The sequence below is a fragment of the Pilimelia terevasa genome, from assembly GCF_014647915.1.
GTDB lineage: Bacteria > Actinomycetota > Actinomycetes > Mycobacteriales > Micromonosporaceae > Pilimelia > Pilimelia terevasa.
Genome location: NZ_BMQC01000010.1, coordinates 19,754 through 43,602, shown reverse-complemented (window position 1 = coordinate 43,602; position 23,849 = coordinate 19,754). Strand labels below are relative to the sequence as shown.

General features: G+C 74.2%; 25 protein-coding genes and 1 tRNA gene. 9 read left to right on the top strand and 17 right to left on the bottom strand.

Translation table 11 applies throughout. From position 1 onward, the window contains the following. Positions 1-13: 13 nt before the first annotated feature. Genes IEY75_RS14685 through IEY75_RS14675 form a run of 3 tightly spaced genes read right to left on the bottom strand, consistent with a single transcriptional unit; the run spans position 14 to position 2,663 of the window. A complete protein-coding gene (locus IEY75_RS14685; RefSeq protein ID WP_189114912.1) occupies positions 14-1,444 on the bottom strand; it encodes a PP2C family protein-serine/threonine phosphatase in 1,431 nt (476 codons plus the stop codon). After that, a complete protein-coding gene (locus tag IEY75_RS14680) occupies positions 1,441-1,923 on the bottom strand; it encodes an FHA domain-containing protein FhaB/FipA (RefSeq protein WP_189114911.1) in 483 nt (160 codons plus the stop codon). Before IEY75_RS14680 ends, IEY75_RS14685 begins: the two co-directional genes overlap by 4 nt. Before the next feature lie 5 nt (positions 1,924-1,928). Next, positions 1,929-2,663, bottom strand: a complete 735-nt coding sequence (locus IEY75_RS14675; RefSeq protein WP_189114910.1) for an FHA domain-containing protein — start codon at positions 2,661-2,663, stop codon at positions 1,929-1,931. A 413-nt stretch (positions 2,664-3,076) separates the two neighbouring features. Here IEY75_RS14675 and IEY75_RS14670 point away from each other — a divergent pair. The 4 genes from IEY75_RS14670 to IEY75_RS14655 all read left to right on the top strand — a co-directional run bounded on the left by IEY75_RS14670 (position 3,077) and on the right by IEY75_RS14655 (position 5,966). Next, positions 3,077-3,162 (top strand) — tRNA-Leu (locus IEY75_RS14670). Between the two features lie 157 nt (positions 3,163-3,319). Further along, entirely contained in the window at positions 3,320-3,871 is a 552-nt protein-coding gene (locus tag IEY75_RS14665; protein ID WP_189114909.1) for a hypothetical protein, read from the top strand. A gap of 221 nt (positions 3,872-4,092) precedes the next feature. Next, the gene (locus IEY75_RS14660; protein ID WP_189114908.1) at positions 4,093-5,163 is read left to right on the top strand and encodes an NAD-dependent epimerase/dehydratase family protein; all 1,071 of its coding nucleotides are present in this window, start codon (positions 4,093-4,095) and stop codon (positions 5,161-5,163) included. After that, entirely contained in the window at positions 5,160-5,966 is an 807-nt protein-coding gene (locus IEY75_RS14655; RefSeq protein ID WP_189115011.1) for a WecB/TagA/CpsF family glycosyltransferase, read from the top strand. Before IEY75_RS14660 ends, IEY75_RS14655 begins: the two co-directional genes overlap by 4 nt. A 172-nt stretch (positions 5,967-6,138) precedes the next feature. Here IEY75_RS14655 and IEY75_RS14650 read toward each other — a convergent pair whose 3' ends face one another. Genes IEY75_RS14650 through IEY75_RS14640 form a run of 3 tightly spaced genes read right to left on the bottom strand, consistent with a single transcriptional unit; the run spans position 6,139 to position 7,746 of the window. Continuing rightward, complete coding sequence (locus IEY75_RS14650; RefSeq protein ID WP_189114907.1) at positions 6,139-6,651, bottom strand: hypothetical protein; 513 nt, start codon at positions 6,649-6,651, stop codon at positions 6,139-6,141. Between the two features lie 19 nt (positions 6,652-6,670). After that, positions 6,671-6,901: a DUF397 domain-containing protein gene (locus IEY75_RS14645; RefSeq protein WP_189114906.1), complete on the bottom strand. Its 231-nt coding sequence runs from the start codon at positions 6,899-6,901 to the stop codon at positions 6,671-6,673. Next, positions 6,862-7,746: a helix-turn-helix domain-containing protein gene (locus tag IEY75_RS14640; protein WP_189114905.1), complete on the bottom strand. Its 885-nt coding sequence runs from the start codon at positions 7,744-7,746 to the stop codon at positions 6,862-6,864. The genes IEY75_RS14645 and IEY75_RS14640 overlap by 40 nt, the downstream gene beginning before the upstream one ends. Before the next feature lie 620 nt (positions 7,747-8,366). On the opposite strand from IEY75_RS14640, the gene IEY75_RS14635 reads away from it, so the two are divergent. Both IEY75_RS14635 and IEY75_RS14630 read left to right on the top strand, forming a co-directional pair. Further along, on the top strand, positions 8,367-8,663 hold the full coding sequence (locus IEY75_RS14635; protein ID WP_229789722.1) for a hypothetical protein: 297 nt from the start codon (positions 8,367-8,369) through the stop codon (positions 8,661-8,663). A 170-nt stretch (positions 8,664-8,833) separates the two neighbouring features. Then, on the top strand, positions 8,834-9,415 hold the full coding sequence (locus IEY75_RS14630; protein WP_189114904.1) for a hypothetical protein: 582 nt from the start codon (positions 8,834-8,836) through the stop codon (positions 9,413-9,415). Between the two features lie 21 nt (positions 9,416-9,436). Here the strand turns inward: IEY75_RS14630 and IEY75_RS14625 are convergent, their stop codons facing one another. Continuing rightward, positions 9,437-10,153, bottom strand: coding sequence for a PASTA domain-containing protein (locus IEY75_RS14625; protein WP_189114903.1), 717 nt, complete (start codon positions 10,151-10,153; stop codon positions 9,437-9,439). A 246-nt stretch (positions 10,154-10,399) separates the two neighbouring features. On the opposite strand from IEY75_RS14625, the gene IEY75_RS14620 reads away from it, so the two are divergent. Continuing rightward, positions 10,400-12,103: a hypothetical protein gene (locus tag IEY75_RS14620; protein WP_189114902.1), complete on the top strand. Its 1,704-nt coding sequence runs from the start codon at positions 10,400-10,402 to the stop codon at positions 12,101-12,103. Here IEY75_RS14620 and IEY75_RS14615 read toward each other — a convergent pair. Beyond that, the gene (locus IEY75_RS14615; protein WP_189114901.1) at positions 12,059-13,534 is read right to left on the bottom strand and encodes a glutamate-cysteine ligase family protein; all 1,476 of its coding nucleotides are present in this window, start codon (positions 13,532-13,534) and stop codon (positions 12,059-12,061) included. The two genes, IEY75_RS14620 and IEY75_RS14615, sit on opposite strands and share 45 nt — an antisense overlap. 248 nt (positions 13,535-13,782) lie before the next feature. Then, the gene (locus IEY75_RS14610; RefSeq protein WP_189114900.1) at positions 13,783-14,361 is read right to left on the bottom strand and encodes a YceI family protein; all 579 of its coding nucleotides are present in this window, start codon (positions 14,359-14,361) and stop codon (positions 13,783-13,785) included. 86 nt (positions 14,362-14,447) lie between these two features. Between IEY75_RS14610 and IEY75_RS14605 the strand changes: the two genes are divergently transcribed. Continuing rightward, a complete protein-coding gene (locus IEY75_RS14605) occupies positions 14,448-14,927 on the top strand; it encodes a MarR family winged helix-turn-helix transcriptional regulator (protein ID WP_189114899.1) in 480 nt (159 codons plus the stop codon). Positions 14,928-15,256: 329 nt separating this feature from the next. On the opposite strand, the gene IEY75_RS14600 is transcribed toward IEY75_RS14605, so the two are convergent. Together IEY75_RS14600 and IEY75_RS14595 are read right to left on the bottom strand one after the other, a co-directional pair. After that, entirely contained in the window at positions 15,257-16,411 is a 1,155-nt protein-coding gene (locus tag IEY75_RS14600) for an acyl-CoA dehydrogenase family protein (protein ID WP_189114898.1), read from the bottom strand. A gap of 47 nt (positions 16,412-16,458) precedes the next feature. Next, on the bottom strand, positions 16,459-17,988 hold the full coding sequence (locus tag IEY75_RS14595; protein WP_189114897.1) for an acyl-CoA carboxylase subunit beta: 1,530 nt from the start codon (positions 17,986-17,988) through the stop codon (positions 16,459-16,461). Between the two features lie 278 nt (positions 17,989-18,266). Here IEY75_RS14595 and IEY75_RS14590 point away from each other — a divergent pair, with 278 nt between their 5' ends. Further along, entirely contained in the window at positions 18,267-18,680 is a 414-nt protein-coding gene (locus IEY75_RS14590) for a response regulator (protein ID WP_229789721.1), read from the top strand. Here the strand turns inward: IEY75_RS14590 and IEY75_RS14585 are convergent. The 6 genes from IEY75_RS14585 to IEY75_RS14560 form a co-directional block, all read right to left on the bottom strand. Beyond that, a complete protein-coding gene (locus IEY75_RS14585) occupies positions 18,664-19,581 on the bottom strand; it encodes a hydroxymethylglutaryl-CoA lyase (protein ID WP_189114895.1) in 918 nt (305 codons plus the stop codon). The two genes, IEY75_RS14590 and IEY75_RS14585, sit on opposite strands and share 17 nt — an antisense overlap. A 109-nt stretch (positions 19,582-19,690) precedes the next feature. After that, the gene (locus IEY75_RS14580) at positions 19,691-21,028 is read right to left on the bottom strand and encodes an acetyl-CoA carboxylase biotin carboxylase subunit (protein ID WP_189114894.1); all 1,338 of its coding nucleotides are present in this window, start codon (positions 21,026-21,028) and stop codon (positions 19,691-19,693) included. Positions 21,029-21,139: 111 nt separating this feature from the next. After that, positions 21,140-21,736 carry a TetR/AcrR family transcriptional regulator gene (locus IEY75_RS14575; protein WP_189114893.1) on the bottom strand — a complete coding sequence of 199 codons (597 nt, stop codon included), beginning with the start codon at positions 21,734-21,736 and terminating at the stop codon, positions 21,140-21,142. Between the two features lie 105 nt (positions 21,737-21,841). Further along, positions 21,842-22,198, bottom strand: coding sequence for a hypothetical protein (locus IEY75_RS14570; RefSeq protein WP_189114892.1), 357 nt, complete (start codon positions 22,196-22,198; stop codon positions 21,842-21,844). A gap of 17 nt (positions 22,199-22,215) precedes the next feature. Next, positions 22,216-23,028, bottom strand: a complete 813-nt coding sequence (locus tag IEY75_RS14565) for a hypothetical protein (RefSeq protein WP_189114891.1) — start codon at positions 23,026-23,028, stop codon at positions 22,216-22,218. A gap of 162 nt (positions 23,029-23,190) precedes the next feature. Next, a complete protein-coding gene (locus tag IEY75_RS14560) occupies positions 23,191-23,790 on the bottom strand; it encodes a P-loop NTPase family protein (protein ID WP_229789719.1) in 600 nt (199 codons plus the stop codon). Positions 23,791-23,849: the final 59 nt, after the last annotated feature.

Sequence of the window (23,849 nt, the reverse complement as noted above, 5' to 3'; positions counted from 1 at the left end):
CCGCCGCCGTGCGCTAGTCACGGACCACACAGTCGTCGGACGGCCCGGAGGTGGGTGCGGGGGTCTCGGCCGGCGGTACCGGCGCGGTCGTCCGCAGCCCCGCGGGCCGGCGGGCGGCCACCGGCGACGCCGTACCGCCGCCGGGCCGGCTCGGCCCCGCCGACGGCGTGGGGTCCGGCGACAGGATCACCGTCGGCGACGGTGTCGGGGTCGGCGGGCAGAACGGCCTGCGGTTGGGGTTGGCCGGGTCGTCGCTGATCAGCCGGCGCAGCGTGGCCGCGGCGTCGGACTGGCTGCGCGCCTCGATGCCCCGGCGCACCTCGCCCTGCGCCACCGCCGTCAACTCCTCGACCGACGTCGTCGTCGTCTCGTGCACGCTGGACAGCCGCAGCCCCGCGATGTCGCCCGGGACGCCCTGGAAGATGGCGACCTTGCCGTCCTGCGTGGCGCCGACGTAGAACTGCCGCTGGGCCCACGCCCAGCCGCCCCACACGGCCGCGCCGACCAGCCCGATCGCCAGGAGGCCGAGGCTCGCCGTGCGCAGGGGGCGGCGCCTGCGCGGCGCCGCGTACTCGACCGCCGGCTCCGGCTCCGGCTCGGGGGCCGGGGGCCGCGGCGGGGTCAGCGCCGAGGCGCGGGAGGCGGGCGTCGAGTCGTCCGCGATGGTGGTCATGCCGCGGTCGCTGGCCGCGGCGCCGCCGACCACGGGGGTCGACTCGACGATGTCGGCGTCGGTGGCGTCGGCGACGATCACCGTGATGTTGTCGGGGCCGCCGCCGCGCAGGGCGAGCTGGACCAGCCGGTGTACGCAGTCCTGGAGGTCGGCGATCTCGGTCAGCGTCTGCTGGATCGTCTCGAACGAGACGACCCCGGACAGGCCGTCGCTGCAGATCATGTACCGGTCGCCGGGGAGCACCTGCCGCACCGAGAAGTCCGGCTCGACGTCGCGCCCGTCCAGCGCGCGGGTCAGCAGCGAGCGCTGCGGGTGGCTGCTGGCCTCCTCCGGCGAGATGCGGCCCTCGTCCACCAGCATCTGCACGTACGTGTCGTCCTTGGTGACCTGGTGGAACTCGCCGCCCCGCAGCAGGTACGCCCGCGAGTCCCCGATGTGCACCATGCCGATCTTGCTGCCGGTGAACAGCATCGCGGTCAGCGTGGTGCCCATGCCCTCCATCTGCGGGTTGGCGGCGACGGTCTCGCGGAGCTGGCCGTTGGCGGTGTCGACCGCCGCGCGCAGGGCGTCGACCAGCGCCTCGCCCGGCACGTCCTCGTCCAGCGGCGCCATCGCGCCGATCACGATGTTGCTCGCGACGTCGCCGGCCGCCATCCCGCCCATGCCGTCGGCGACGGCGAGCAGCCGCGGCCCGGCGTAGACCGAGTCCTGGTTGCCGTCGCGGATCAGCCCGCGGTCACTGCGGGCGGCGTAGCGCAAGGTCAGAGTCATGGGCGCAGCTCAAGGGAGGTCCGGCCGATCCGGATGGGGACCCCCAACGGTACGGGAGTGGGTCCGGAGACCTTGGTCCGGTCCAGGTACGTGCCGTTGGTCGAACCGAGGTCCTCCACGAACCACTGGCCGCCGCGCGGCACGAGCCGGGCGTGCCGCGCCGATGCGTAGTCGTCGGTGATCACGAGGGTGGAGTCCTCCGCCCGGCCGATGGTGATCTGCGCCTCCCCGAGGGTGATCCGGGTACCGGCGAGCTGGCCCGCCGTCACCACAAGCTGGTGTGCCGCCCGGCCCTTGGCCGGCTTGCCCGGCGAACCCCCGGCGAGCGTCGCCAGGTTGGCCCTGGGCGCGGCGACCAGCCGACTGGGCCGGCCGCCGGCGAACAGGTCCCGCCGGATGACCCCGACCACCGCGAACACGAAAATCCACAGCAGAATGAGGAAGCCGAAGCGGGCGACCGTGACGACGATCTCGGGCAAGGTCCTTAGCCGTCCACGCGGAACGTCAGGGTGGTGGTGCCGAGCTGGATCATGTCACCGGGATTGAGCGACACGGCCGAGACACGCTGGCCGTTCACCATCGTGCCGTTGGTGGAGCCCAGGTCGGTGAGGACGGCCTGCGCGCCGTCGAAGTCCAGCCGGGCGTGCCGGCGGGAGATGCCGACGTCCGGCAGCCGCAGGGTCGCCTGGTCGCCGCGGCCGATCACGGTGGAGCCGGCCTGGAGCGGGTAGCTGCGGCCGTCGCTGGCCATCAGCCGCGCGCCGCCGCCGGACTGCTGGTACCCGCCGCCGCCGGAGTCGTACTGGCCGGACTGGTACCCGCCCTGGCCGGCCGGTGCGACGTCGCCGCCGGTGTACACCTCGGCGGTGACCCGGAACATGCCGGTGTCCAGCCCCTCGCCGCGCTCGACCTCGACGATGACGTCGCCGTACACCGTCCAGCCCTGCTCGCCGATGAACTCCGCCTGCGACTGCGCCAGCTCCTGGGCGAGCGCGGCGGCGTACGGCGCGAGTCGGCTGTGGTCGTACGGCGACAGGTCGATCACGTAGCGATTGGGCACCAGCGTGCGGCCCCCGGCCAGGATCGCCTTGTGCGCCTCCGCCTCACGCTGCATCGCGTTGAGGATCTCCACGGGGTGCACGACCCCCTTGAAGACCTTGGCGAAGGCCCCCTCGACCATCCCCTCCAGGCGCTTCTCGAAGCGCTGTAGCACACTCACCGGCTCCTCCTCGGCTCCCGAGGCATCATGGTATCCGCCATCGGCACCGCCGCGCCGCAGGCGACGGGCCGCCTCCCGTCGTCCGGCCCGCGCCGGGGTCGGCCGTCGGTGTCCGCCGTACCCACGGGACGGTGCTCGCCATGCCCCGCGGGAAGACTAGTCGGTCGGCGCCGGCGAGCTGAAGGGCGGCGTCCGGGGCGCGGCGGCCCCACCTTCGTGGGACCGTGCCGGGTGCGGTAGCCTTTGCCGGAGCGTGACCCGCCGGGCACTCCTGTCGTACGTGGCAGGTCCCCGCCCGCGACGGGTTCCCGCCCCGGCAGACTGCCCGTCGCCCGCGCACGGCGCGGCGGCAAATGCCGGCGGCGGACCGGTCCGGCGACGTATATTGCCGGCGGCGCTTGCGACACCCCGCTGGGGGAGTGGCGGAATGGCAGACGCGCACGGTTCAGGTCCGTGTGCCCGAAAGGGCGTGGGGGTTCAACTCCCCCCTTCCCCACCAGCGAACGGCCCGGCTGACACCAGCCGGGCCGTTTCTCGTCCCCGGCGGTCGCGCCGAGCGCCCGCCGCCGCTGTGCCGGGCGCCGGGACACCCCCGTAAGCCTGAATGTCCGATGTCTGGTGCGGGTCGGCGACCCCACCCGCCCTAACCTCTGAGCATGTTCACCACACCCGGCCGCCGGGGAGCAGCGATCGGCGTGCTCGTCGCGGGCCTCGGCGCAGGTCTCGCGGCCGCGCCCGCGCAGGGCACCCCGCGCGGACGCCACGCGGGCTACGGCGCGTGCGCCCCGTACGCCGCGATCTCGTCGGCGCCCGGGCTGGCCACCACCTACTTCTACCGCCGGTTCCAGGTCGCCTCGACCAGGCCGGCGGCGACGTGCGTGCTGGAGGTGCCGGTCACCGCCTACCCGGGGAACTTCGACGGGGACGTACGCATCGCCGCCAGCGCGAGCGGCACCCTGGCCCTCGGCCCGGGCGCCGCGGCGACGGTCGTCATCGACTCGGGGATGCGGGGCCAGCGGCCGACCCGGCACACCGAGACCAGGGTGACCGGGGCGGCGCGCCGGTGGACGGCGGTGTCGACCACCGTGCACCGCCTGCCGCGCGACGCCAACCTGACGTTCGTGATCCGCGTGACGGTCACGCTGGCGGGTCCGGGCGCGCGCGTCGCGGTCACCTCGATCTCGGCCGACGGCACCGACCTGCCCTGAACCCACCTGCCCTGCCCTGAACCCACCGACCTGCCCGGCGGTCGGCCGGGTGGCCCCGGTGAAGTAACGTCAGGGGCTGGACTCTGCCCGCGACTCCCGCCCGTCCCCCGCGACTGCGCCCGTGCCGCGACCCCGCCCGCCGCGGCGGTCCGCCGCCGGGTATCAGCCGCCGGGCACGCGCTGTCGCGGACCCCGCTGCCGTCTGCCGCCAAGGAGCTGATGTGGCCGTCGCCCTCGTGACCGGTTCCGCCGGACTGATCGGTTCGGAGGCCGTCCGCCACTTCGCCGGCCTGGGCCTGGACGTCGTCGGCCTGGACAACGACATGCGCCGGGAGTTCTTCGGCCCCGAGGCGTCGACCGCCTGGAACGTCGTCCGGCTGACCAGCGACCTCGGCGACAGCTACACCCACCACGACGTCGACATCCGGGACCGCCCCGCGCTGTCCCGGATCTTCGGCCGGTACGGCCGGGACATCGCCGTCGTCATCCACACGGCCGCGCAGCCCTCGCACGACTGGGCCGTCCGCGACCCGTTCACCGACTTCGACGTCAACGCCACCGGCACCCTGAACCTCCTCCAGCACGTCCGCGAGCACTGCCCGGACGCGCCGTTCATCCACTGCTCCACCAACAAGGTGTACGGCGACCGGCCCAACAGCCTGCCGCTGGTGGAGCAGGAGACCCGCTACGAGCTGGCCGAGGACCACCCGTACCACCAGGGCATCACCGAGGACATGTCCATCGACGCCTGTCTGCACTCGGTGTTCGGCGCCTCGAAGGTCGCCGCCGACGTAATGGTGCAGGAGTACGGCCGGTACTTCGGTATGCGGACGGCCTGCTTCCGCGGCGGCACCCTGACCGGCCCGGCGCACAGCGCCACCGAGCTGCACGGCTTCCTCGCCTACGTGATGCGGTGCAACATGGAGCGCCGGCTGTACAAGATCTTCGGGTACAAGGGGAAAATGGTGCGCGACGCCATCCACTCCTCCGACGTGGTCTCCGCGTTCGAGGCGTTCTTCCGCGCGCCGCGCAGCGCCGCGGTCTACAACCTCGGCGGCGGCCGGCACTCGCACACCTCCCACCTGGAGGCGTTCGCGCTGGCGCAGGAGATCACCGGCATCGAGATGATCACCGAGTACCACGAGGGCAACCGGGTCGGCGACCACCAGTGGTGGATCGGGTCGAACGCGGCGTTCGCGGCCGACTACCCGGACTGGCGGCAGGAGTACGACGTCCCGATGATCCTGCGCGAGATCCACGAGGCGAACGCCGACAAGTGGCTGCCGGCGTGATCGCGGGGGGCAAGCGCAACGTCCTCGGCGTCCTGGTCGACGCGGTCGACTACGACGGGGCCGCCGCGCAGGTGGTCCGCGCCGCCCACGAGCGGCGCCCGCTGGCGCTGACGGCGCTGGCCGTGCACGGCGTCATGACCGGCGTCCTGGATCCGGCGCACAACGCGCGGCTGAACGCGTTCGACGTCGTGACCCCCGACGGCCAGCCGGTGCGCTGGGCGCTCAACCTGCTGCACGGCGCCCGGCTCGCCGACCGGGTGTACGGGCCGGAGCTGACGCTGCGGGTGCTCGCCCGGTGCGCCGCGGAGGGCCTGCCCGTGTACTTGTACGGCTCCACCGACGACACGCTGGGGCGGCTCGTCCCGGCGCTCGGCCGGCTGTTCCCGGACCTGCGGATCGCCGGTACCGAGCCGTCGAAGTTCCGCGCGGCCGCGCCCGGCGAGGACCGCGCCATCGCCGACCGGATCACGGCCTCGGGCGCGCGCGTCGTCCTCGTCGGGCTCGGCTGCCCGCGCCAGGAGGTGTGGGCGTACGCGATGCGGCCCCTGCTGGACATGCCGCTGATGGCGGTGGGGGCGGCGTTCGACTACCACGCCGGGCAGCTCCGCAACCCGCCCGCGTGGATGCAGCGGTACGCGCTGGAGTGGCTGTGGCGGCTCGGGCTGGAGCCGGGGCGGCTCTGGCGGCGGTACCTGCTGCTGAACCCGGCCTACCTGGCCCGGCTCGCGGCGCAGAAGTCCGGCCTGTGGCGGGCGACGCCGCCGCCGCCGGCCGACGAGCGGCCCGCGTCCTTCGCGGTCTGAGCGGCGCGGCCCGGCGGCGACTCCGCGGACGGCGCGGGAGACCGCGGCGGCCGGCCGGGACGGGGATCGCCGGCCGGCGCCGCGGGAGGGCGGACAGGGGGGAGGTGCGCCCTCGGGGGCCGGACCGCCCAGAGCGTGGGCGCGGGTCTCACCCGCCCGGTCCGGCATCGGTTCAGGAGCCGCGCGGCGGCTCCGCGTAGATCAGTTCGAGCACCGAGCGGGTGGCGGCGAACCAGCGCTCCAGCCAGCCCGGCGGCAGTGGCGTACCCCGGGGCGGCAACTCGCGCAGGAGGCCGCGCAGCAGGGGGTGGTCGGCGATGTCCGGCGCCTGGCCGGCCGGTCGCCCCGCCAGGTCCCGCGCGCGGTCGCTGAGCCGGCTCAGGTCCAGCTCGGGCAGGGGGTTCGGGGTCATCGCGGCGGTCTCGCCGCCGTTGTCGGCCTCGCCGTCGGCGACCACCTCGGCGCCGGCCTGGCCCGGTACGCGGGCCCGGCCGTTGCTGGCCCGGCCCGGTCCGGCCGGGGCGCCGCGGTGCGCGCGGGCGAGGGTCGGGTCGCCCTCGCCGATCCCGCGGAAACCGCTGAACTGGCTGCCGTCCGGCACGTCGTCCGCCATCTGGGACCCCTTCTCGTGGTTGCCGTGCGCCGTCGCGGGCACCCCCCACCGGTGGCCGGACCCGGGCGCCACCGGTGCAGGGTCGGGCCGGTCAGGGGAGGTCGAACTCCCCGTCCTTGGCACCACCGACGAACGCGTCCCACTCACCGGGGGTGAACAGGAGGGCGGGACCGGACGTGTTCTTCGAGTCGCGCACGGCGATCGCGCCGCCGACGAAGGCGACCTCGACGCAGTTGTCGCAGTTGGGTCCGCTGCGCGCGCTCTTGAACCAGCGCGCGCCGCTCAGGTCGACGCGGAATCCCTTGGCCTCGACGAGTTCCACAGTGGCTCCTTTGCCAGTTGGGCAAGGCGGGCGGCCGACTCGCGGGGAGTGAGCGCCGCCGCACAGATTGAGTTGAAGATGGTCTCGTACTTGCGCAGCTCCTCGGACTTTTCGAGGAACAGGCCGCCAGTCGCGTTCTCGGCGTAGACCACGTCCGGATCGTGGCTCTCCGCGAATTCGAGGATGGCGAAGGTGCCGTCCATCCCCGCGTGCCCCCCGACAGCGAAGGGCAGCAACTGCAGCGTCACGTGTGGAAGCTCCGCCGCTGTGACCAGGCACGCGATCTGTGCGCGCATCACCGGGTCGCCGCCGACGGGGCGGCTGACCACCGCCTCGTCGAGTACCACCCGCAGATCGAGCGGATCCTCCTGACTCAGCAACGACTGGCGTCCCAATCGGACACGCACCCGACGCTCCACTTCGTCCGCGGTGATGTCCGGCCGGGCGCTGCGGATCATGGCGCGGGCGTACTCGTGGGTCTGGAGCAGGCCCGGCACGACCTGCTGTTCGTACGCCCGGATGGCCTGCGCGGCCGCCTCCAGGCCGACGTACGCGCCGGTCAGCACGGCGCTGTACGGGTGCCACCAGCCCTTCTGCCGCGCCTGCTGGGCGATGTCGACGAGTTCGGCGCTGGCGTGTCGCGGCACGCCGTAGCAGTCCAGCAGACGGGCTACATCGCGGGGTGTAACCGAGTTGTGTCCGGTCTCGATCCGCGAGATCTTCGAGGTCGAGCACGCGAGCTGCGCGGCGGCCCCCTCGATGGTGATGCCCGCGCCCTCGCGGTACCGGCGCAGCTCCGCGCCCAGGCGCCGGCGGCGGATCGTCGGACTGGGTCGGTCGGTCACGCCATCTCTCCTCAGGCCACGGTCGCGCGGCGACGACGGTGGTGCGACGCCGCCGCGGTACCGCGCCAGTGCACCACGGGCGCGGCCGGGCGCGTCCGTCCACTGTCGAGCGGAGCCGGCGGAACGCCTGTCGCCCGGCCGAGTTGCCCCGAAAGTCCGACCCAGTGTTACGCCGTCCGTCCAGGGGCAGCAACCACCGAACGGGGTAGATGTCACCTTCGACACGTGGAATCTCCACGATGCAACTTGCATTGATCATGTTCGTGATGCAAGCTGTGCGTAGGGCAGAGGTTACTCACTGTTGGTTAATGATCCACCTGGCGCTGGCGCGGCGCAGTACCCGCCGGCCTCGCGGGCGTCGGGGGTCACCACCAGCAACGAGCCCTCGCCACGGACGGTTTCGGACAGGGATGTACACCCGGACGCCCCGTGGAAGAAGCCCCGTCGGAGCACGCGCGGTGACGGCTGCGCCGACGGGTGAGCCGCGGGGCGGACGGGTGCCCGCCGGCCGGCGGCACGACGCCGCGGCCGCCGACCGACCCGGCCGGCCCCGCCCCCGCACCACCCCGGTTCCCCTCGACCTTCGCGATGCGACGACCAAGCTCGGGACAGGAGTCCAAGTGCTACCCCGATCCGGCGACGTTCTTGAAGTGACCCGTTCGGCGAGCGTGCAGTTCGTCTCCCCTCTGCTGTTCCGCGTCATCCGCGTGCTCGACTGGCCGACGTACGACGGCTGGGCCTGGCTCGACGGCTACAGTCTCAACGCCGCCGGTGACGCGGTCGAGCGACGCTCGATCTTCGTGCAGGTGAACGGTCTGCGACAGGTGACCGCCTGCGTCGACACCCGCGGCCGGGCCACCCGCCGCCCCCGCACGGTCGCCTCCCACGCCCGTGCCCGCACCGCGTGCCTAAACTGACGTCGCCGACCGCGGCCACCTGAGCGCCACCGCGGACCCGGCTCCGGCGCACCGGCGTTCATCGCGGCCGATATCCGGCATGACCGGCGGCGCCCGCCCCTACGATCACAGGTGAGCCCCCCACGGCCACCTCGCGCGACGACCGGACCCCGAGTACGGGGGAAGGCGCCATGCCGCACGTCCAGACCGCGCTCCGGCGGGGCGCCCGCGCGCGGCGCGGGCCGCTCCCGTCCGGGCTCGCGGTCGCCGGACTCGGCGCCGCCCTGGTCGCCGCGGTCGCGGCGGGCGCCGACGGCGCGCCCCTGCCGTACGCGGCCGCCACCTGCGGACCGACGGCGAGCGCGCCGGTGCCGGAGCCCAGCCCGTCGGCCGTGCTCGTCGCGCCGGTCGGGTACCGGTGCGCCTCCCCGACCCCGACGTCGTCGCCGACCCCGCCCCCGCTGCCGCCGACGCCGACCGCCTCGGCGGGCGCCGCCGCGCCCCGCACCGTCGCCGCCCGTGCCGCGCGCGGCGCGTCGGCGGTGCCGCCCGCCGCGCGGCCCGCGCCGCCGGCCCGGCTTCGCCCTCCCGCCAGCCGCACGCCGCCGCCACGACCGGCGCCGCCGACGCCGACCGGCACCCGCGCCGCCAGCGCCGACCTGGTGCGCACCGCCGTGGACGGGTCGACCGCGCTGGTCTACAGCGGCGCGCTCGGCCTGGCCGTCGGACTCACCGGACTCCTCGTCGTCGGGTACCGCCGCCGCCGCTGGTGACCCGGGCGGGGCCGGCGGCGGTCAGCTCGACTCCGGCTCCGCGGACTCCTCCGGCTCCTCGGTCGGCGGTGCCGGCGACTCGGCGACCACCAGCAGCACGACGGTGTCCGGGGCGACGCGCGCGCCGCCGTCCGGGGACATCTCCAGCACCTCGCCCGAGGGGGCCTCGTCGGTGGCGCGGTAGTCCAGCCGGTAGGCCAGCCCGGCCGCGTCCAGCCGGAGCTGCGCGTCGGCGCGGTCCTCGCCCACGACGTCCGGGACGGTCACCCGCGGCGCGGCGGTGGTCGCCGGGGCCGTCCGGCTCGGGCGCGGGGCGGACGTCGTGGGCGCCGCCGTCGTCCGCCGGACCGCCGGGGCGGAGGCGCTCGGCTGCGGTACCGCGGGCGTCCGGTCGTCGCGCAGGAGCAGCCAGCCGCCCCAGCCCAGCACCGCGAGCAGGAAGACCGCGACGAGGACGGCCGCGATCCACCAGCGGCGCGGCTCCCGGTCGACGCCGCCCCACGCTGGCTCCTCGGCGGCCGGCCGGACGTACTGCGGCACCTCGGCGCGCGCCGACCACCCGCCGGCGCCCACAGCCGGCATCACCGAGGTGGCGTCGGGCGGGGGCGGCTGCCCGGGCATCGCGGCCGTCGCGTCGGCGCCGGCCGGCGGTACCACCGCTGTGGCGTCGCCGTCGGCGGCCGGCGGCTGGAGGGAGGTGGCGTCGTCGTCGCGCCGCCCCGGTTCGTCCGCCGCCATCGGCCCGCCTCCCGCCGCCTGTCGACGGGCCCACCCGCCGTCTCCAACCTAACCGCCGCCACCGGCACCGGGGCGCGGCCACCTCACTCCATGGAGTGTCCGGCACCCGCTCGGCCACCGGACCGCGCCGCGCCGCAATGTTGTGATCCGCGCAGGTCAGCACTATGACCCCTGGTGGTACCCGGCATCCGGGACGCGGGTTTTGCGACGTTAGCCAGTACGGATCTTCGCCGCTACGCTGCGCCCATGGCCGCAGGCTGGGCTTCCTCCATCGCCACCGCGAACGGCGTCGCGGCGGGGGTGGGTGCTGCCCAACTGGGCCTGGGGTACGGCCTCGGGGTCATTAGCTGGCAGCCCCCGGCCGACGCCGACAGCGCCGCCGTGTGGGCGGGCAACGTCACGTGGGCGGTGTGGGTCACCGCGGTCGCGGTCATCGTCGGCGCGCTGACGGCCGACCGGCTCGCCGCCCGGGGCACCGACGCGCCCGGCGGCCCGCGGGGGCTGTGGGGGCTCGTCCTGTGCGCCAGCGCGACGCTCGGCGGGCTGGCCGCGGTGGCGCTGCTCGCGGTACCGGCCCGGGACGCGCCCGCCACCGGTGCCGTGGCGCCGGCCACCGCGGCGGCGGGGTACGCGCTCGCCGGGCTCGTCATCGGGCTGCTGCTGGCCGGCGCGGCCCTGCGCAGCGCGGCGGTCGCCGCGAACATCGTGCTCACCGCGGGCGCCGTGTGGCTGGTGACCGTCCTGTCCGTCGTCCTGGGCGCCTTCGACCTCGGTCCGGGCGGCTCGGCGCTCGGTAGCTGGCCGCTGCACGTCGGCAGCGGCGTCTGGTTCCGCGGCCTGCACCTTCCCGCCGTGGGGCTGACCGTCGGCCTCGCCGCGCTGCTCGGCGTCGTCGCCGCGACCGCGGCCGGGCGGACGGGCAGCCGGCTGGGCGCGGCGCTGTCCGGCGCGGCCGGTCCGCTCCTGGCGGCCCTGGCGTACCTGCTCGCCGGACCCCGCGTCACCGGCGCCGCGGCGACGCAGCTCTCGGCGTACCTGACCGCCCCCTACGCGGTACTCGCCGGCCTGGCCGGTTCGGTGCTGGTGACGGCGCTGCGCGGCACCGCCGCCGCGGGTGGGGCGACGCCGCCCGCGGGCCGGGCCGCGGCCGACGGCCGGGCCGGCGCCGCCAAGGCGGCCACCAGGTCGGCTGCCCCGGCCAAGTCGGCCGCCGGGGCAAAAGCCGCCGGGGCAAAATCAGCCCCCGCGAAGTCGACCCCGGCGAAGTCCGCGGGCGCGGCCAGGTCGACGGGCACCGCCACCTCGGGCCGGGGTGCCAGGGGCGGGGAGGACGGCGCACCGACCGAGGCCACGGGGCCGTCCTGGTGGGCGACCCGCCGCGAGGCGATGCGGACCGCCCAGGAGCAGGCGCGCACCCGGCGCGCGTCCGCGCAGGCCGCCCGTGCGGACGCGCGCGCCGAGCGGCGGGCCGAGAAGGAGTCCGTGCGCGAGGCGAACCGCCGGGCCCGCGAGGACGACGCGCGGGAGAAGGAGCAGCGCCAGGCTCCGCCGCGCAAGACTCCCTCGCTCGCCCCGGCCGTCGCGTTCCAGGACGCCGCCGCCCCGGCCACCGCCCCCGACGGGCGCGCGGCGGCCGCGCCTCCGCCGGCGGGCGCGAGCACCGCGGGGCCGGGCGCCGCAGGCAGAAACGCCGCCGCGAGCACCGCGGACCGGAACCGGCCCGACAGGAGCGCTGCCGACAAGGGCGCTGCCGGCAGAAACGCCGGCAAGGGTGCCGCCGACGGGAGCGCGACCCCCGCCGAGGCGGCGGACAGCGATACCGACGGCGGACGAGCCGCGGGCCGGCCGGCCCGCCGGCAGCCGCGGCAGCAGTCGCGCCGCGGCGACCCCGCCGACCGCCCGGCCTCAGCCGACCGGCCAGAGGTGGACGGGGATGTCGGTGCGCTGTAGCTCGCTGTAGCGCTGGAGCATCGCCCGCAGCGCGGCGTCGCGGTCCAGGCCGTGGCGCTCGCCGTGGGAGACCATCTCGGTCTGCCACACCGCGCCGTTGCGGCCCGCCCGGCACCGGCCCTCGATCACGCCGAGCAGCCGGTCCCGGACCGGCAGGTCGACGCCGTACCGGTCCAGCCCCTGCGCGGCCTGGTCGAGCAGTTCGTCCAGGACCAGCCGGGTCACCGGCACGTCGCCGTGCCGCGGCCACCGGACCGTCGCCGTGATGCCGCGGCGGGCGGCCAGGTGGAAGTTGTCCTCCGCGGTGTGGAAGCCGAGCCGGCTCCAGACCGGCCGGTCCTGCTCGGCCAGGTACCGGGTCAGCCCGAAGTAGAACGCCGCGTTGGCGAGCATGTCGACGACGGTCGGCCCGGCGGGCAGGACGCGGTTCTCGACCCGCAGGTGCGGGCGACCGTCCATGATGTCGTACACCGGACGGTTCCACCGGTACACGGTGCCGTTGTGCAGGGTCAGCTCCGACAGGGTCGGCACGCCGCCCGCGCGCAGCACCTCCTGCGGATCCTCGTCGTCGCACACCGGCAGCAGCGGGGTGAAGTACCGCACGTTCTCCTCGAACAGGTCGAAGATGGACGTGATCCACCGCTCCCCGAACCACACCCGCGGCCGTACCCCCTGCGCCTTCAGCTCGTCGGCGCGGGTGTCGGTGGCCTGCTCGAACAGGGCGATCCGGGTCTCGGCCCACAGCCGCCGGCCGAACAGGTACGGGGAGTTCGCCCCGGTCGCCACCTGGATCGCGGCGATCGCCTGGGCGGCGTTCCAGTAGTCGGCGAAGTGCTCGGGGGAAACCTGGAGGTGGTACTGCACGCTGGTGCAGGCCGCCTCGGGCACGATCGAGTCGTGCGACTCGCGCAGCTCCTCGACGCCGCGGATGTCCAGCGGGATGTCCTCGCCGCGGGTGTCGAGGATCTGCTCGTTGAGCACCTGGTACCGGTCGTTGGCCGACAGGTTGTCCCGCACGGTGTGCCGGGTGGTCAGGGTCGGCAGGATCCCGACGAGCACGATCCGCGAGTCGGTCTCGGCGGCCCGCTCGGCGGCGCGGCCGAGGCTCTCGGTCAGGTCCTTCTCGTACGCGTCGAAGCCGGCGCCCTCGATGAGCCTGGGCTCGGCGTTGAGCTCGATGTTGAACCGGCCCAGCTCGGACTGGAACGCCGGGTCGTCGATCTCGTCGAGGATCTCCTCGTTGCGCATCGCCGGCTCGGCGTGGGCGTCCACGAGGTTCAGCTCGACCTCCAGGCCCGTGGTGGGCCGGTCGGCGTCGAACTGGAACTCGTCCAGCATGAGCGCGAAGACGTCGAGGCACCGGCGCACTTTGTGCCGGTACTTCGCCCGGTCCGCGCGGGTGACACTGTCCCGCGTGACGTCCCTGCCCATGCCTCTGCCTCCCCCAGGAGACGCGACCGGGGGGTCGCGTCGGTCCTACACGGTAGGAGGGCGCGGAGCGGTAGCCAGGGGACAGCCGGACTGACGCCACCTCGGGGTGTGCGACCGACTGCACACGGTGACGACCAGTGGGTCTCCCTGTCCGCCCCTCCCCTCCCGCGCGGTGCGCGCGATCAAGGGATTCCCCGCGGCGGCGATGCCGAATCAGCGGGAATCCCTCGACCGACGACGGGACCGTGCTACTGCCGGATGGCCTCGACGGAGATCTCGATCTTCACCTGCTTGCCGACCAGGACGCCGCCGGTCTCCAGGGCCTGGTTCCAGGTGATCCCGAACTCCTCGCGGTCGATCTCGGTGGTCGCGGTGAAGCCGATGACCTCCTGGCCCCACGGGCTGCGCGCCACCCCCTCGAACTCCACGGCCAGCGCGACCGCGCGGGTCACGTCGCGGATGCTCAGCTCGCCGGTCAGGACGAACTCGCCGTCGCCGGTCGGGCGCAGGCCGGTGCTGCGGAAGCGCAGGTGCGGGTATGTCTCGACGTCGAGGAAGTCGGCGCTGCGCAGGTGCGCGTCGCGGTCGGCGACGCCGGTGTCGATGCTCGCCGCGTCGATGTCGGCGGCGACGTGGGAGGCGGCGGGGTCCTCGGCCACGGTGACGGTACCGCTGACGGCGGTGAACGCCCCGCGCACCTTGCTCACCATGAGGTGCCGGGCGACGAAGCCGGCCCGCGAGTGCGCGGGGTCGATGGCGAAGGTGCCCGGGGTGGGGACGGCGACGCCGTTCCAGGGGCGGGTGGTGGTCTCGACTGCCTGGCTCATGGCGGTAGCTCCTTCGGAGAAGATGTTGTTAACGCAACTATACACACAACAATAATCGTGGCGTCAACTTTTGCTACCATGTGAGCATGGCCACCGACCTGTACGACGACGACCGCATCACCGCCTTCGGCCTGTTCGTCGAGGCCTACACCGGGATCATGTCCCGGCTCGCCGGCCAGCTCGCCGAGCACGGCCTGTCCGTCGTCGAGTTCGAGGTGCTGCTGCGGCTCAGCCGGTCGGAGCACCAGCAACTGCGGATGAGCGACCTCGCGGCGCAGACGTCCCTGTCGACCAGCGGCGTCACCCGCGTCGTGGACCGGATGGAGCGCGACGGGCTGCTGTGCCGGCGGGCCTGTCCGCACGACCGCCGCTCGTCGTACGCCGCCGTCACCACCTCCGGCCTGACCCGCCTGACGGCCACGCTGCCGGGGCATCTGGAACTCATCGCCCAGTGGTTCACCGGCCAGTTGCCGGCCGAGGACCTGACCCGGATGCTCGGCTCGCTGCGGACCCTGCGCGACGCCGTCGCCCCGGGCGCCACGTCGGGCGTGGCCGCCGTCGACTGACGGCCGCGGGCGGCCGGCCGCCCGCTCCCGAGACGGAGATCAACGGGTCGCCGGACCGGCATCACCCTTTCGATGAGCACCCAAAAGTGGAAATTCTCCCAAACAGGTCGTACGTCCGGTTACCGTGCTCTCGGAAGCGCCGAATCCGCGTGGCGTGTCGAAGCGGGCAGCTTCCTCGGGGGAATCGCTGGGCCACGCGCGAGGGTGGACAGCGCGAGCCGGCCGTATCGGGGGAACGGCCCGCCGCGCTGTCCACCCAGCTCGTCCCGCTGTTCCCCCGCCCCGGCCGGCGGCCGCGGGTCAGCGACCCGGGTACCGCCGGCTGCCGCTCAGAGGCCCAGGTCCCGCGCGATGATCATCCGCTGGACCTCCGAGGTGCCCTCGCCGATCTCCAGGATCTTGGCGTCGCGGTAGAACCGGCCGACCGGGAACTCGTTCATGAACCCGTACCCGCCGTGCACCTGCGCGGCCTGGCGGGCGTTGTCCACGGCGACCTCGCTGGCGTACAGCTTGGCGATCGCCGCCTGGCGCTTGAAGTCCTCGCCGGCCACCATCCGGGCGGCGGCGTCGTAGTACGCCAGCCGCGCCGTGTGCGCCTTCAGCTCCATGTCGGCGATCTTGAACTGGATCGCCTGGTAGTTGCCGATCGGCTGGCCGAACGCGTGCCGCTCCTTCGCGTACTTCAGCGACTCGTCCACGCACCCCTGCGCCAGGCCCACCGACAGCGCCGCGATGGCGACCCGGCCCTCGTCCAGGATCCGCAGGAACTGCGCGAAACCGCGCCCGCGCTCCCCGAGCAGGTTCTCCGCCGGCACCCGGCAGTCGTCGAACGCCAGCTCGTGGGTGTCGGAGGCGCACCAGCCGACCTTCGAGTACCCCGGCTGCACGACGAACCCGGGCGTCCCGGCCGGCACGATGATCGTGGAGATCTCCTTGCCGCCGTCCTCGCGTACCCCGGTGACGGCGGTGACGGTGACCAGCGAGGTGATGTCGGTGCCGGAGTTGGTGATGAACGCCTTCGCGCCGTTGATCACCCACTCGCCCGTCTTCTCGTCCAGCACCGCGCGCGTGGTGGTACCGCCCGCGTCGGAGCCGCAGCCGGGCTCGGTCAGGCCGAACCCGGCCAGCGCCTCGCCGGCCAGCAGCGCCGGCAGCCAGCGCTGCTTCTGCGCGGGCGTACCGAACCGGTAGATCGGCATCGCGCCCAGCGAGCAGGCGGCCTCCAGGGTGATCGCCACGGACGAGTCGACCCGGGCCAGCTCCTCCAGCGCGATCGACAGCGCGAAGTAGTCGCCGCCCATGCCGCCGTACTCCTCGGCGAACGGCAGCCCGAACAGCCCCATCCGGCCCATCTGGCGCACCAGCTCGTACGGGAACGCGTGCTCCTCGTAGTGCTTGCCGATCACCGGCGCGACGGCCTCGGTGGCGAACTGGCGCACGGTGTCCCGCAGCGCCTCCTGCTCCTCGGAGAGTCGGAAGTCCATGGTTCCTCCTTGCGCTGACCGGCGTGGCGGTGCCGGTGTCCGTGGGGTCAGACCGGGGTGACGCCGTGGCGGCGGCGGGAGAAGTGCCGGTCCTTGGTGCGGGCGGCGGCGTACCGGGCGATCAGCTCGTCGCGCAGCTCGTGGGGCTGGGTGACCGTGTCGACCACCAGCTCGCTGGCCAGCCGGACGATGTCGATGTCGGTCTCGTACTCGGCGCGCCGGGCCTCGACGAACGCGGCCCGCTCGGCCTCGTCCGCGATCGCGGCGATCTTGTTGGCGTACACCGCGTTGACGGCCGCCTCGGCGCCCATCACCGCGATCTTGGCGGTCGGCAGGGCGATGGTCGCCTCGGGCTCGAAGCCCGGCCCGGCCATCGCGTACAGGCCCGCGCCGTACGCCTTGCGGACCACCACGCAGATCTTCGGCACGGTGGCCTCGGAGATCGCGGTGATCATCTTGGCGCCGTGCCGGATGATCCCCTGCTTCTCCACGGCGCTGCCGACCATGAAGCCGGGGACGTCGGAGAGGAACAGCAGCGGCACGTTGAACGCGTCGCAGAGCTGGACGAACCGGGCCGCCTTGTCCGCGGAGTCCACGAACAGCACGCCGCCCTTGAACATCGAGTTGTTGGCGACGACGCCCACGACCTCGCCGTTGAGCCGGGCGAAGCCCGTGGTCAACTCCTTGGCGAACAGCGCCTGGGTCTCGAAGAAGCTGCCGTCGTCGACCAGGGCCTTGACATACCGGCGCATGTCGAACGCCTGCCGCTCACTGGCGGGCACCAGCGCGGCCAGGTCGCCCTTGCCGGGGCCGGTCGCCTCGGCCGCGGGCGGGGCCTGGGTCCAGTTGCTCGGCAGGTACGACAGGTAGCGCCGGATCGTGTCGATCGCCTCGGCGTCGGTCTTGCACAGGAAGTGGCCCACGCCGCTGTCCTGGCAGTGCACCCGGGCGCCGCCCATGGCTTCCAGGGTGGTCTTCTCGCCGGTGACCATCTCGACCATCCGGTCACTGCCCAGGTACATGCTCGCGTTGCCGTCGACCATCGCCACGACGTCGCAGAACGCCGGGATGTAGGCCCCGCCGGCGGCGCTCGGCCCGAACAGCGCGCACGCCTGCGGGATCGAGCCGGACGCGCGCACCTGGTTCCAGAAGATCTTGCCGGCGCCGCGCCGGCCGGGGAACAGGTCGACCTGGTCGGTGATCCGGGCACCGGCGGAGTCGACGAGGTAGACCATCGGCACGCCGGTGTCGTACGCCCGCTCGATGATGCGGATGATCTTCTCGACCGTGCGGGCGCCCCAGGAGCCGGCCTTGACCGTGGAGTCGTTGGCCATCAGGGCGACCGGGCGGCCGTCGACGGTGGCGGTGCCGGTGACCACGCCGTCGGCCGGCAGGCCCTCGGCCATCGCGTTGGCGTACCGGCCGTCCTCGACGAACGAGCCCTCGTCCACCAGCAGCGCCACCCGCTCCCGGGCGAACAGCTTGCCCTTGGCCGCGTTCGCCGCGTGGTACTTCTCCGCGCCGCCGGCCTGCATCCGCTTGCGCAACTGCTCCAGCGCGTCCTGATCGAGCGTCACCGTCGGGCTCCCTGTCCGGCACGTCCGCGGGCCCCTGACCAGGCGCCCTTTAACGATCGTTAGGGTAACCCATTCAGGTTACCGCGGCCGGGCCGCCGCCGGTGACGCACGTCGCGCCCGGAAACCGCGCCGGGCGGCCACAGGAAAACCTCAGCCGACCCCCGCCGCCGCCGACAGGTGGGGCGGAAACAAGGACTCGCACCTCGGTCATGGACGACCGGCCATACAGCCGTGTACGCACCTTGACGTGAGGGGAATCCGTGACGCCGACAATCCTGGTGATTGACGACGAACAAGACAATCGAGACCTGGTGACCTGGAATCTCGGCCGCGCCGGCTACCGCGTGCGCCAAGCCGGCAGCGGCCGCGCCGCGCTCCGGGAGGTCACCGCCCACCCGATCGACGCCGTGCTGCTGGACATCCGGCTGCCGGACATGGACGGGCTCGACCTGTGCCGGCAACTGCGCGCCAACCCGGAGACCCGGGACCTGCCGATCATGATCGTCAGCGCGTACGCCGACTGCGACTCGCTGGCCGCCGGCTACGAGGCCGGCGCCGACGACTACCTCACCAAGCCGTACCTGCGCGGCGAGCTGCTCCCGCGCGTACTGCGGCTGCTGCGCACCGCCCCCGTGCTCGCCCCGGTCGGCGCCGTCTCGGCGGCGGTGCGCGCGGTCAACCGGCTGCCGTGAGCCGCGTCCGGGGTCCTGCCCGCAGGACCCCGGACGGCAACTCCTTGCCGACGATCTCCCGGGCCAGCTCCGCGGCCCCGATGAGGGCGTCCAGGTCGATGCCGGTCCGGATGCCCATGTCGTGCAGCAGGTGGACGACCTCCTCGGTCGCCACGTTCCCGCTCGCCCCCGGGGCGTACGGGCAGCCGCCCAGGCCGCCGACGGCCGCGTCGAACTCCGTCACGCCCAGCTCCAGCGCCGTCAGGATGTTCGCCAGCGCCGTACCCCGGGTGTTGTGGAAGTGCAGCAGCAGCGGGGCGTCGGCGTGCCGCTCGCGCACCCGCGACAGCAGCTCCCGCACCCGTCGCGGCGTACCCATGCCCGTGGTGTCGCCGAACGCGATCCGGTCGGCGCCGTCGGCGCGCACCCGGTCGACGATCGCGGCGACCCGCTCGGGCGCGACGTCCCCCTCGTACGGGCAGCCGAACGCCGTCGAGACGATCACCTCGACCCGGGCGCCCGCCTCGTGCAGCACCGGGACCAGCGCGGCGATGTCGTCCAGCGACTCCGCCGTCGACCGGTTCACGTTCTTGCGGTTGTGGGTGTCGCTGGCCGAGACGACGACCTCGATCTCCCGGAACCCGGCCGCGAGCGCCCGCTGCGCCCCGCGCGAGTTCGGCACGAGCGCCGAGTAGCTGACCGCGGGGTTCTTCACGGCCCGGCGCCACACCTCGTCGGCGTCGGCCATCTGCGGGATGGCCTTCGGGTGGACGAACGACACCGCCTCGATCCGCCCGACCCCGGTGGCCGACAGCGCGTCGATGAGCCGCACCTTCGCCGCGGTCGGTACGGGCTCCTCGTTCTGCAGCCCGTCGCGCGGCCCGACCTCCCGGATCGACACCGCCTCCGGCATCGCGCCCATGCTGACTCCCCTCGCCTCCCGGTGCAACGGCCCGCCCCGGGCCGTCCATTCCGCCGACCCGCGGATTCCTGCTGTCAGCACAGCGGGAACCCACGGGCCGGGCGGGTGCTCAGCGCATCCGGCCGATGATGCCGGTGTCGTAGTCGCCCGAGACGAACTCCTCGTTGTCGAGCAGCTCAGCGAAGAAGGGCAGGTTGTTCTTCGGGCCCTCGATCGTGAAGGCCGACACCGCCGCGCGGGCGCGGGCGATCGCCTCGGCGCGGTCGGCGCCGTGGACGACCAGCTTGGCCATCAGCGAGTCGTAGAACGGCGTCACCGTCGTGTCCGCCGCGTACCCGGAGTCGACGCGGACGCCCTCGCCGGTCGGCTCGACCCAGGTGCGGACCGCGCCCGGGCCGGGCAGGAACCGCTTCGGGTCCTCGGCGTTGACCCGCAGCTCGATCGCGTGGCCGGTCGGGGCCAGCGCCGCCGGGTCGAAGCCCGGCGCCAGGCCGGCGGCGACCCGGAACTGCTCCTCCACCAGGTCCACGCCGTAGGTCAGCTCGGTGATCGGGTGCTCGACCTGGAGCCGGGTGTTCATCTCCAGGAAGAAGAACTCGCCCGTGCCGGGGTCGAGCAGGCACTCGACGGTACCGGCGTTGCGGTAGTTCACGGCCTCGCCGGCCCGCACCGCCGCCGCGCACAGCCGCGACCGCAGGTCCGCGTCGACGGCCGGCGACGGCGACTCCTCGGCCACCTTCTGGTTGCGCCGCTGCACCGAGCACTCCCGCTCGCCGAGCGCGACGACCCGCCCGTCGGCCAGGCCCAGGATCTGCACCTCGATGTGCCGGACCCGCGGGAAGTACCGCTCCAGCAGCACCGCGCCGTCGCCGAACATCCGCGCGGCGAACCCGCGTACCTTCTCGAACTCGGTGGCCAGCGCCGCGGCGTCCGCGGCGACGGCCATGCCCATCCCGCCGCCGCCGGCCGCGGCCTTGACCATGATCGGGAAGCCGACGCCCTCGGCGGCGGCCAGCGCCTCCTCGACCGTGGCCACGGGGTCGACGGTGCCCGGCGCCACCGGCACCCCGGCCGCCGCCATCAGGTTCCGAGCGTTGATCTTGTCGCCCATGGCGGTGATCGCCTCGGGGTCCGGCCCGATCCAGGCGATGCCGTTGTCGACGACGGCGCGGGCGAAGTCGGCGTTCTCCGACAGGAAGCCGTAGCCGGGGTGGATCGCCGCGGCGTTGGTCTGCTTCGCGGCGGCCAGCACGGCGTCGACGTTGCGGTAGCTCTCGGCCGGGTTCGCCGGGCCGATGCAGACGGCCTCGTCGGCCTCGGTGACGAAGGGCAGCCCGGCGTCGGCCTCCGAGTACACGGCGATGGCCCGCACACCCAGCCGCTTTGCCGTACGGATCACCCGCCGGGCGATCTCGCCCCGGTTCGCGACCAGCACCGACTCGATCATCTTGCCCTCCTTCGGGCGGCGGGCCCGCCGCCGGTACGCGCGTGCGTTTCGCGCAGCATCCCCGATCATCCAGTCCGGCCCCGCACGGTGTCGAGCCGGCAGTGGCGGCCGTTACACCTGTTCGGGGCCGCGCAGCGCGCGCAGGGCGGCGTCGCGCAGCAGCGCGGACCGGCCGACGGCGTCGACCTCGCCGCCGTGGTACGGCGTCGAGTTCATCAGGCCGAACGCCGCGTGCGCCAGCACCCGGGCCTCCTCGGCGCGCAGCCGCGGCCGCACCGCGACGAGGACGCCGACCCACTGCTCCACGTACTGCCGCTGGAGCCGGCGGATCTCCCGCCGCGGCTCCTCGGGCAGCCGGTCCAGCTCGTGCAGGTGCAGCGCGATGACGGCCGGGTTGCGCAGCGCGAAGTCGACGTGGAACTCCACGAGGGCCGCCAGCGCCGCGGCCGGGTCGGCCGCGGCCCCGACCCGCTGCCGGCCGCCGGCCAGCAGCGCCTCGCTGACCGGGGCGAGCGCGGCGGCGAGCATCGCCTCCTTGCCGGCGAAGTGGTGGTACAGCGCCGGACCGGTGACACCCGCGGCGCCGCCGATGTCGTCCATCGAGACGCCGTGGTACCCGCGGGCGGCGAACAGCCCCACGGCCACGGCGAGGATCTCGTCCCGGCGCGACCGCCGTACCGCGGTGCGGGTACCCAGCTCAGACGTCATCGGTACAGGGTAGCGGCCGGCGTCCCCGCGGCCTGAACGATCGTTCACGGCAGGGTGGCCGCGACCCGGCCGGCGCAGCGTGTCGCGCCGGGACCCGGCAGCCGGCTACAGGCTCGGGGTCGGGGACGCGCCGCCCGGGTGGCAGGTCGCCTTCAGCTCGGCGGCCAGCCGGTCCGCGAGCGCCGGGTCGGACTTCAACCGGCCCCGCAGCGCCGCCACCTGGTCGGCGGGGACGTCCGGGTAGTCCGGCGGGCGCGCGTACGCGCTGGCCATCGCGCCCGGGTCGGAGTACACCGTCGACTGCACCCGGCACAGGTGCGCCGCCGTGGCCGCGACGAACCGCGACTCCACGTCGACCGCGGCCGGCGGCGCGTCGTCGTCGAGGGTCAGGGCGGCGGCGGTACCGGCCCCGGCGGCCAGGAGCAGGGCACCGGCGGCGACGATCAGCGTGCGCGGACGCATGGGCGGCCCCTTCGGGTTCAGGTGACGGTCAGCGTGAGGGAGCCGGTCAGCGAGCCGCCGCTGTACGTCGCCGTGACCGGCACCTTGTACGTCCCCGCGTTCAGCTTCGAGGCGTCCAGGTACACGGCGGCGAAGTCCTCGGTTCCGACCAGCAACGCGCTGTTGGCGTTGAGCCCCGCCGAGCCGGCGCCGTTGGGGTAGGTCACGGTCAGGTTGGCGGGCGGCGTCAGCGCGACCCGGAAGTTGTTCATGCCCGGCCTGGTACCGGCGTACGCGATCTTGATCCAGCCGGGCGTCCCCCGGGCCACCGACAGCGCGGTCGTCTTCTGGGTCACCCCGGCCCCCAGCGCCAGGCTGACCGGGATGGTCACCAGCGCCGTGTCGCTGCGGGCGGTACCGGCGCACGTGAACACCTTCGTCCGCAGGTCGTCGGTCCGCTTGAACGAGTTGCTCTTCATCTGGCGCCAGGACACCTTCACGGTCAGGAGCTGGGCCAGCAGGGCGTTGTCGGGGATGTCGAACCGGAAGGCGCTGTAGTCGAGGTTGCCGTCGGCGAGCGCCGAGTTGATGTACAGCGACGTGTAGGTGTCGGTGTTCGTCGGGTAGTCCACCCCGACGCTGCCGCCGCTCGCCGTGATCCTGATGTCGCAGACGTCGCCGTCGGTCGTCCACATCGCGCTGACCCAGCCCTGCTGCCCGGGCAGCATCGGCGCCAGTACCGGCAGCAGCATGCCCAGGCCGAGGTCCAGGGCGGCGGCCGGCGGCGCGACGCCGACGCTCGCCGCGAGCGCACCGGTCAGGACAACGGACACCAGGCGCAGACGACGCACGACTTCCCCCCGCGCTCCACGAGACTCCGGACCGGCCTACGCCCCCGATGCTGCCAGCCGGCCGAACCACCGGGGGCCGGTTCCGCGAATCGGGATGCCGGCGGCCAGGCGGCGGACGGTGGCGCGGTTATCGGTACCTCGGGCGTTCGGGCGGCGGGGCGCTCACCGCCGGCCTGTCCGCTCGGCCGGTGTCAGCGCGGCCGCGTCGCGGAGCGGGCCGCGCAGCCACCGCGCGACCTCGGCGCGGCTCCGCAGCCGGACCACGCAGAGGGCGGGGCGCTCGCGGCGCAGCGCCGCGACGCGCGGCGCCGACCTGTGGTGCGTGGTCCACGCCCAGCGGACGACGTGGTCGGGGTCGGTGAAGAACGTGCGCAGCGGCGGCTCGCGGTTGCCGTGCCAGAGGTCCTGCCGGCGGAGCCGCCGCAGGAGCGTCCGGGTGACCACCTGGCGCAGCACCCGCGCGCGGGACACGTCGAGCCAGACGAGCAGGTCGGCGCGGGCGGCCAGGTGGGCGCGGACGGCGCGGTACTGCCACTCGGTCACCCAGTCCGGCCCGGCGCTGAACCGGTGCACGTCGTCCACGAACGACGCCCTCGGCGCCCAGTCGGGGCCGTGGTACAGCGCGTCCAGCTCGGTGTGCGCAATGCCCAGGGCGGTCGCCACGTGCGCGGCCAGGGTCGTCTTGCCGGCTCCGGTCGTCCCGGCGACTAGGACGCGGCGGGGTCGGTGGGGCAGCGGATCGCCCGGTCCGAGCAGGGGCACGCCCTCCACGGTAGCGGCCGCCACCCCCTCCGGTCCGGCCCCTCGGCCGACCTCGGCCG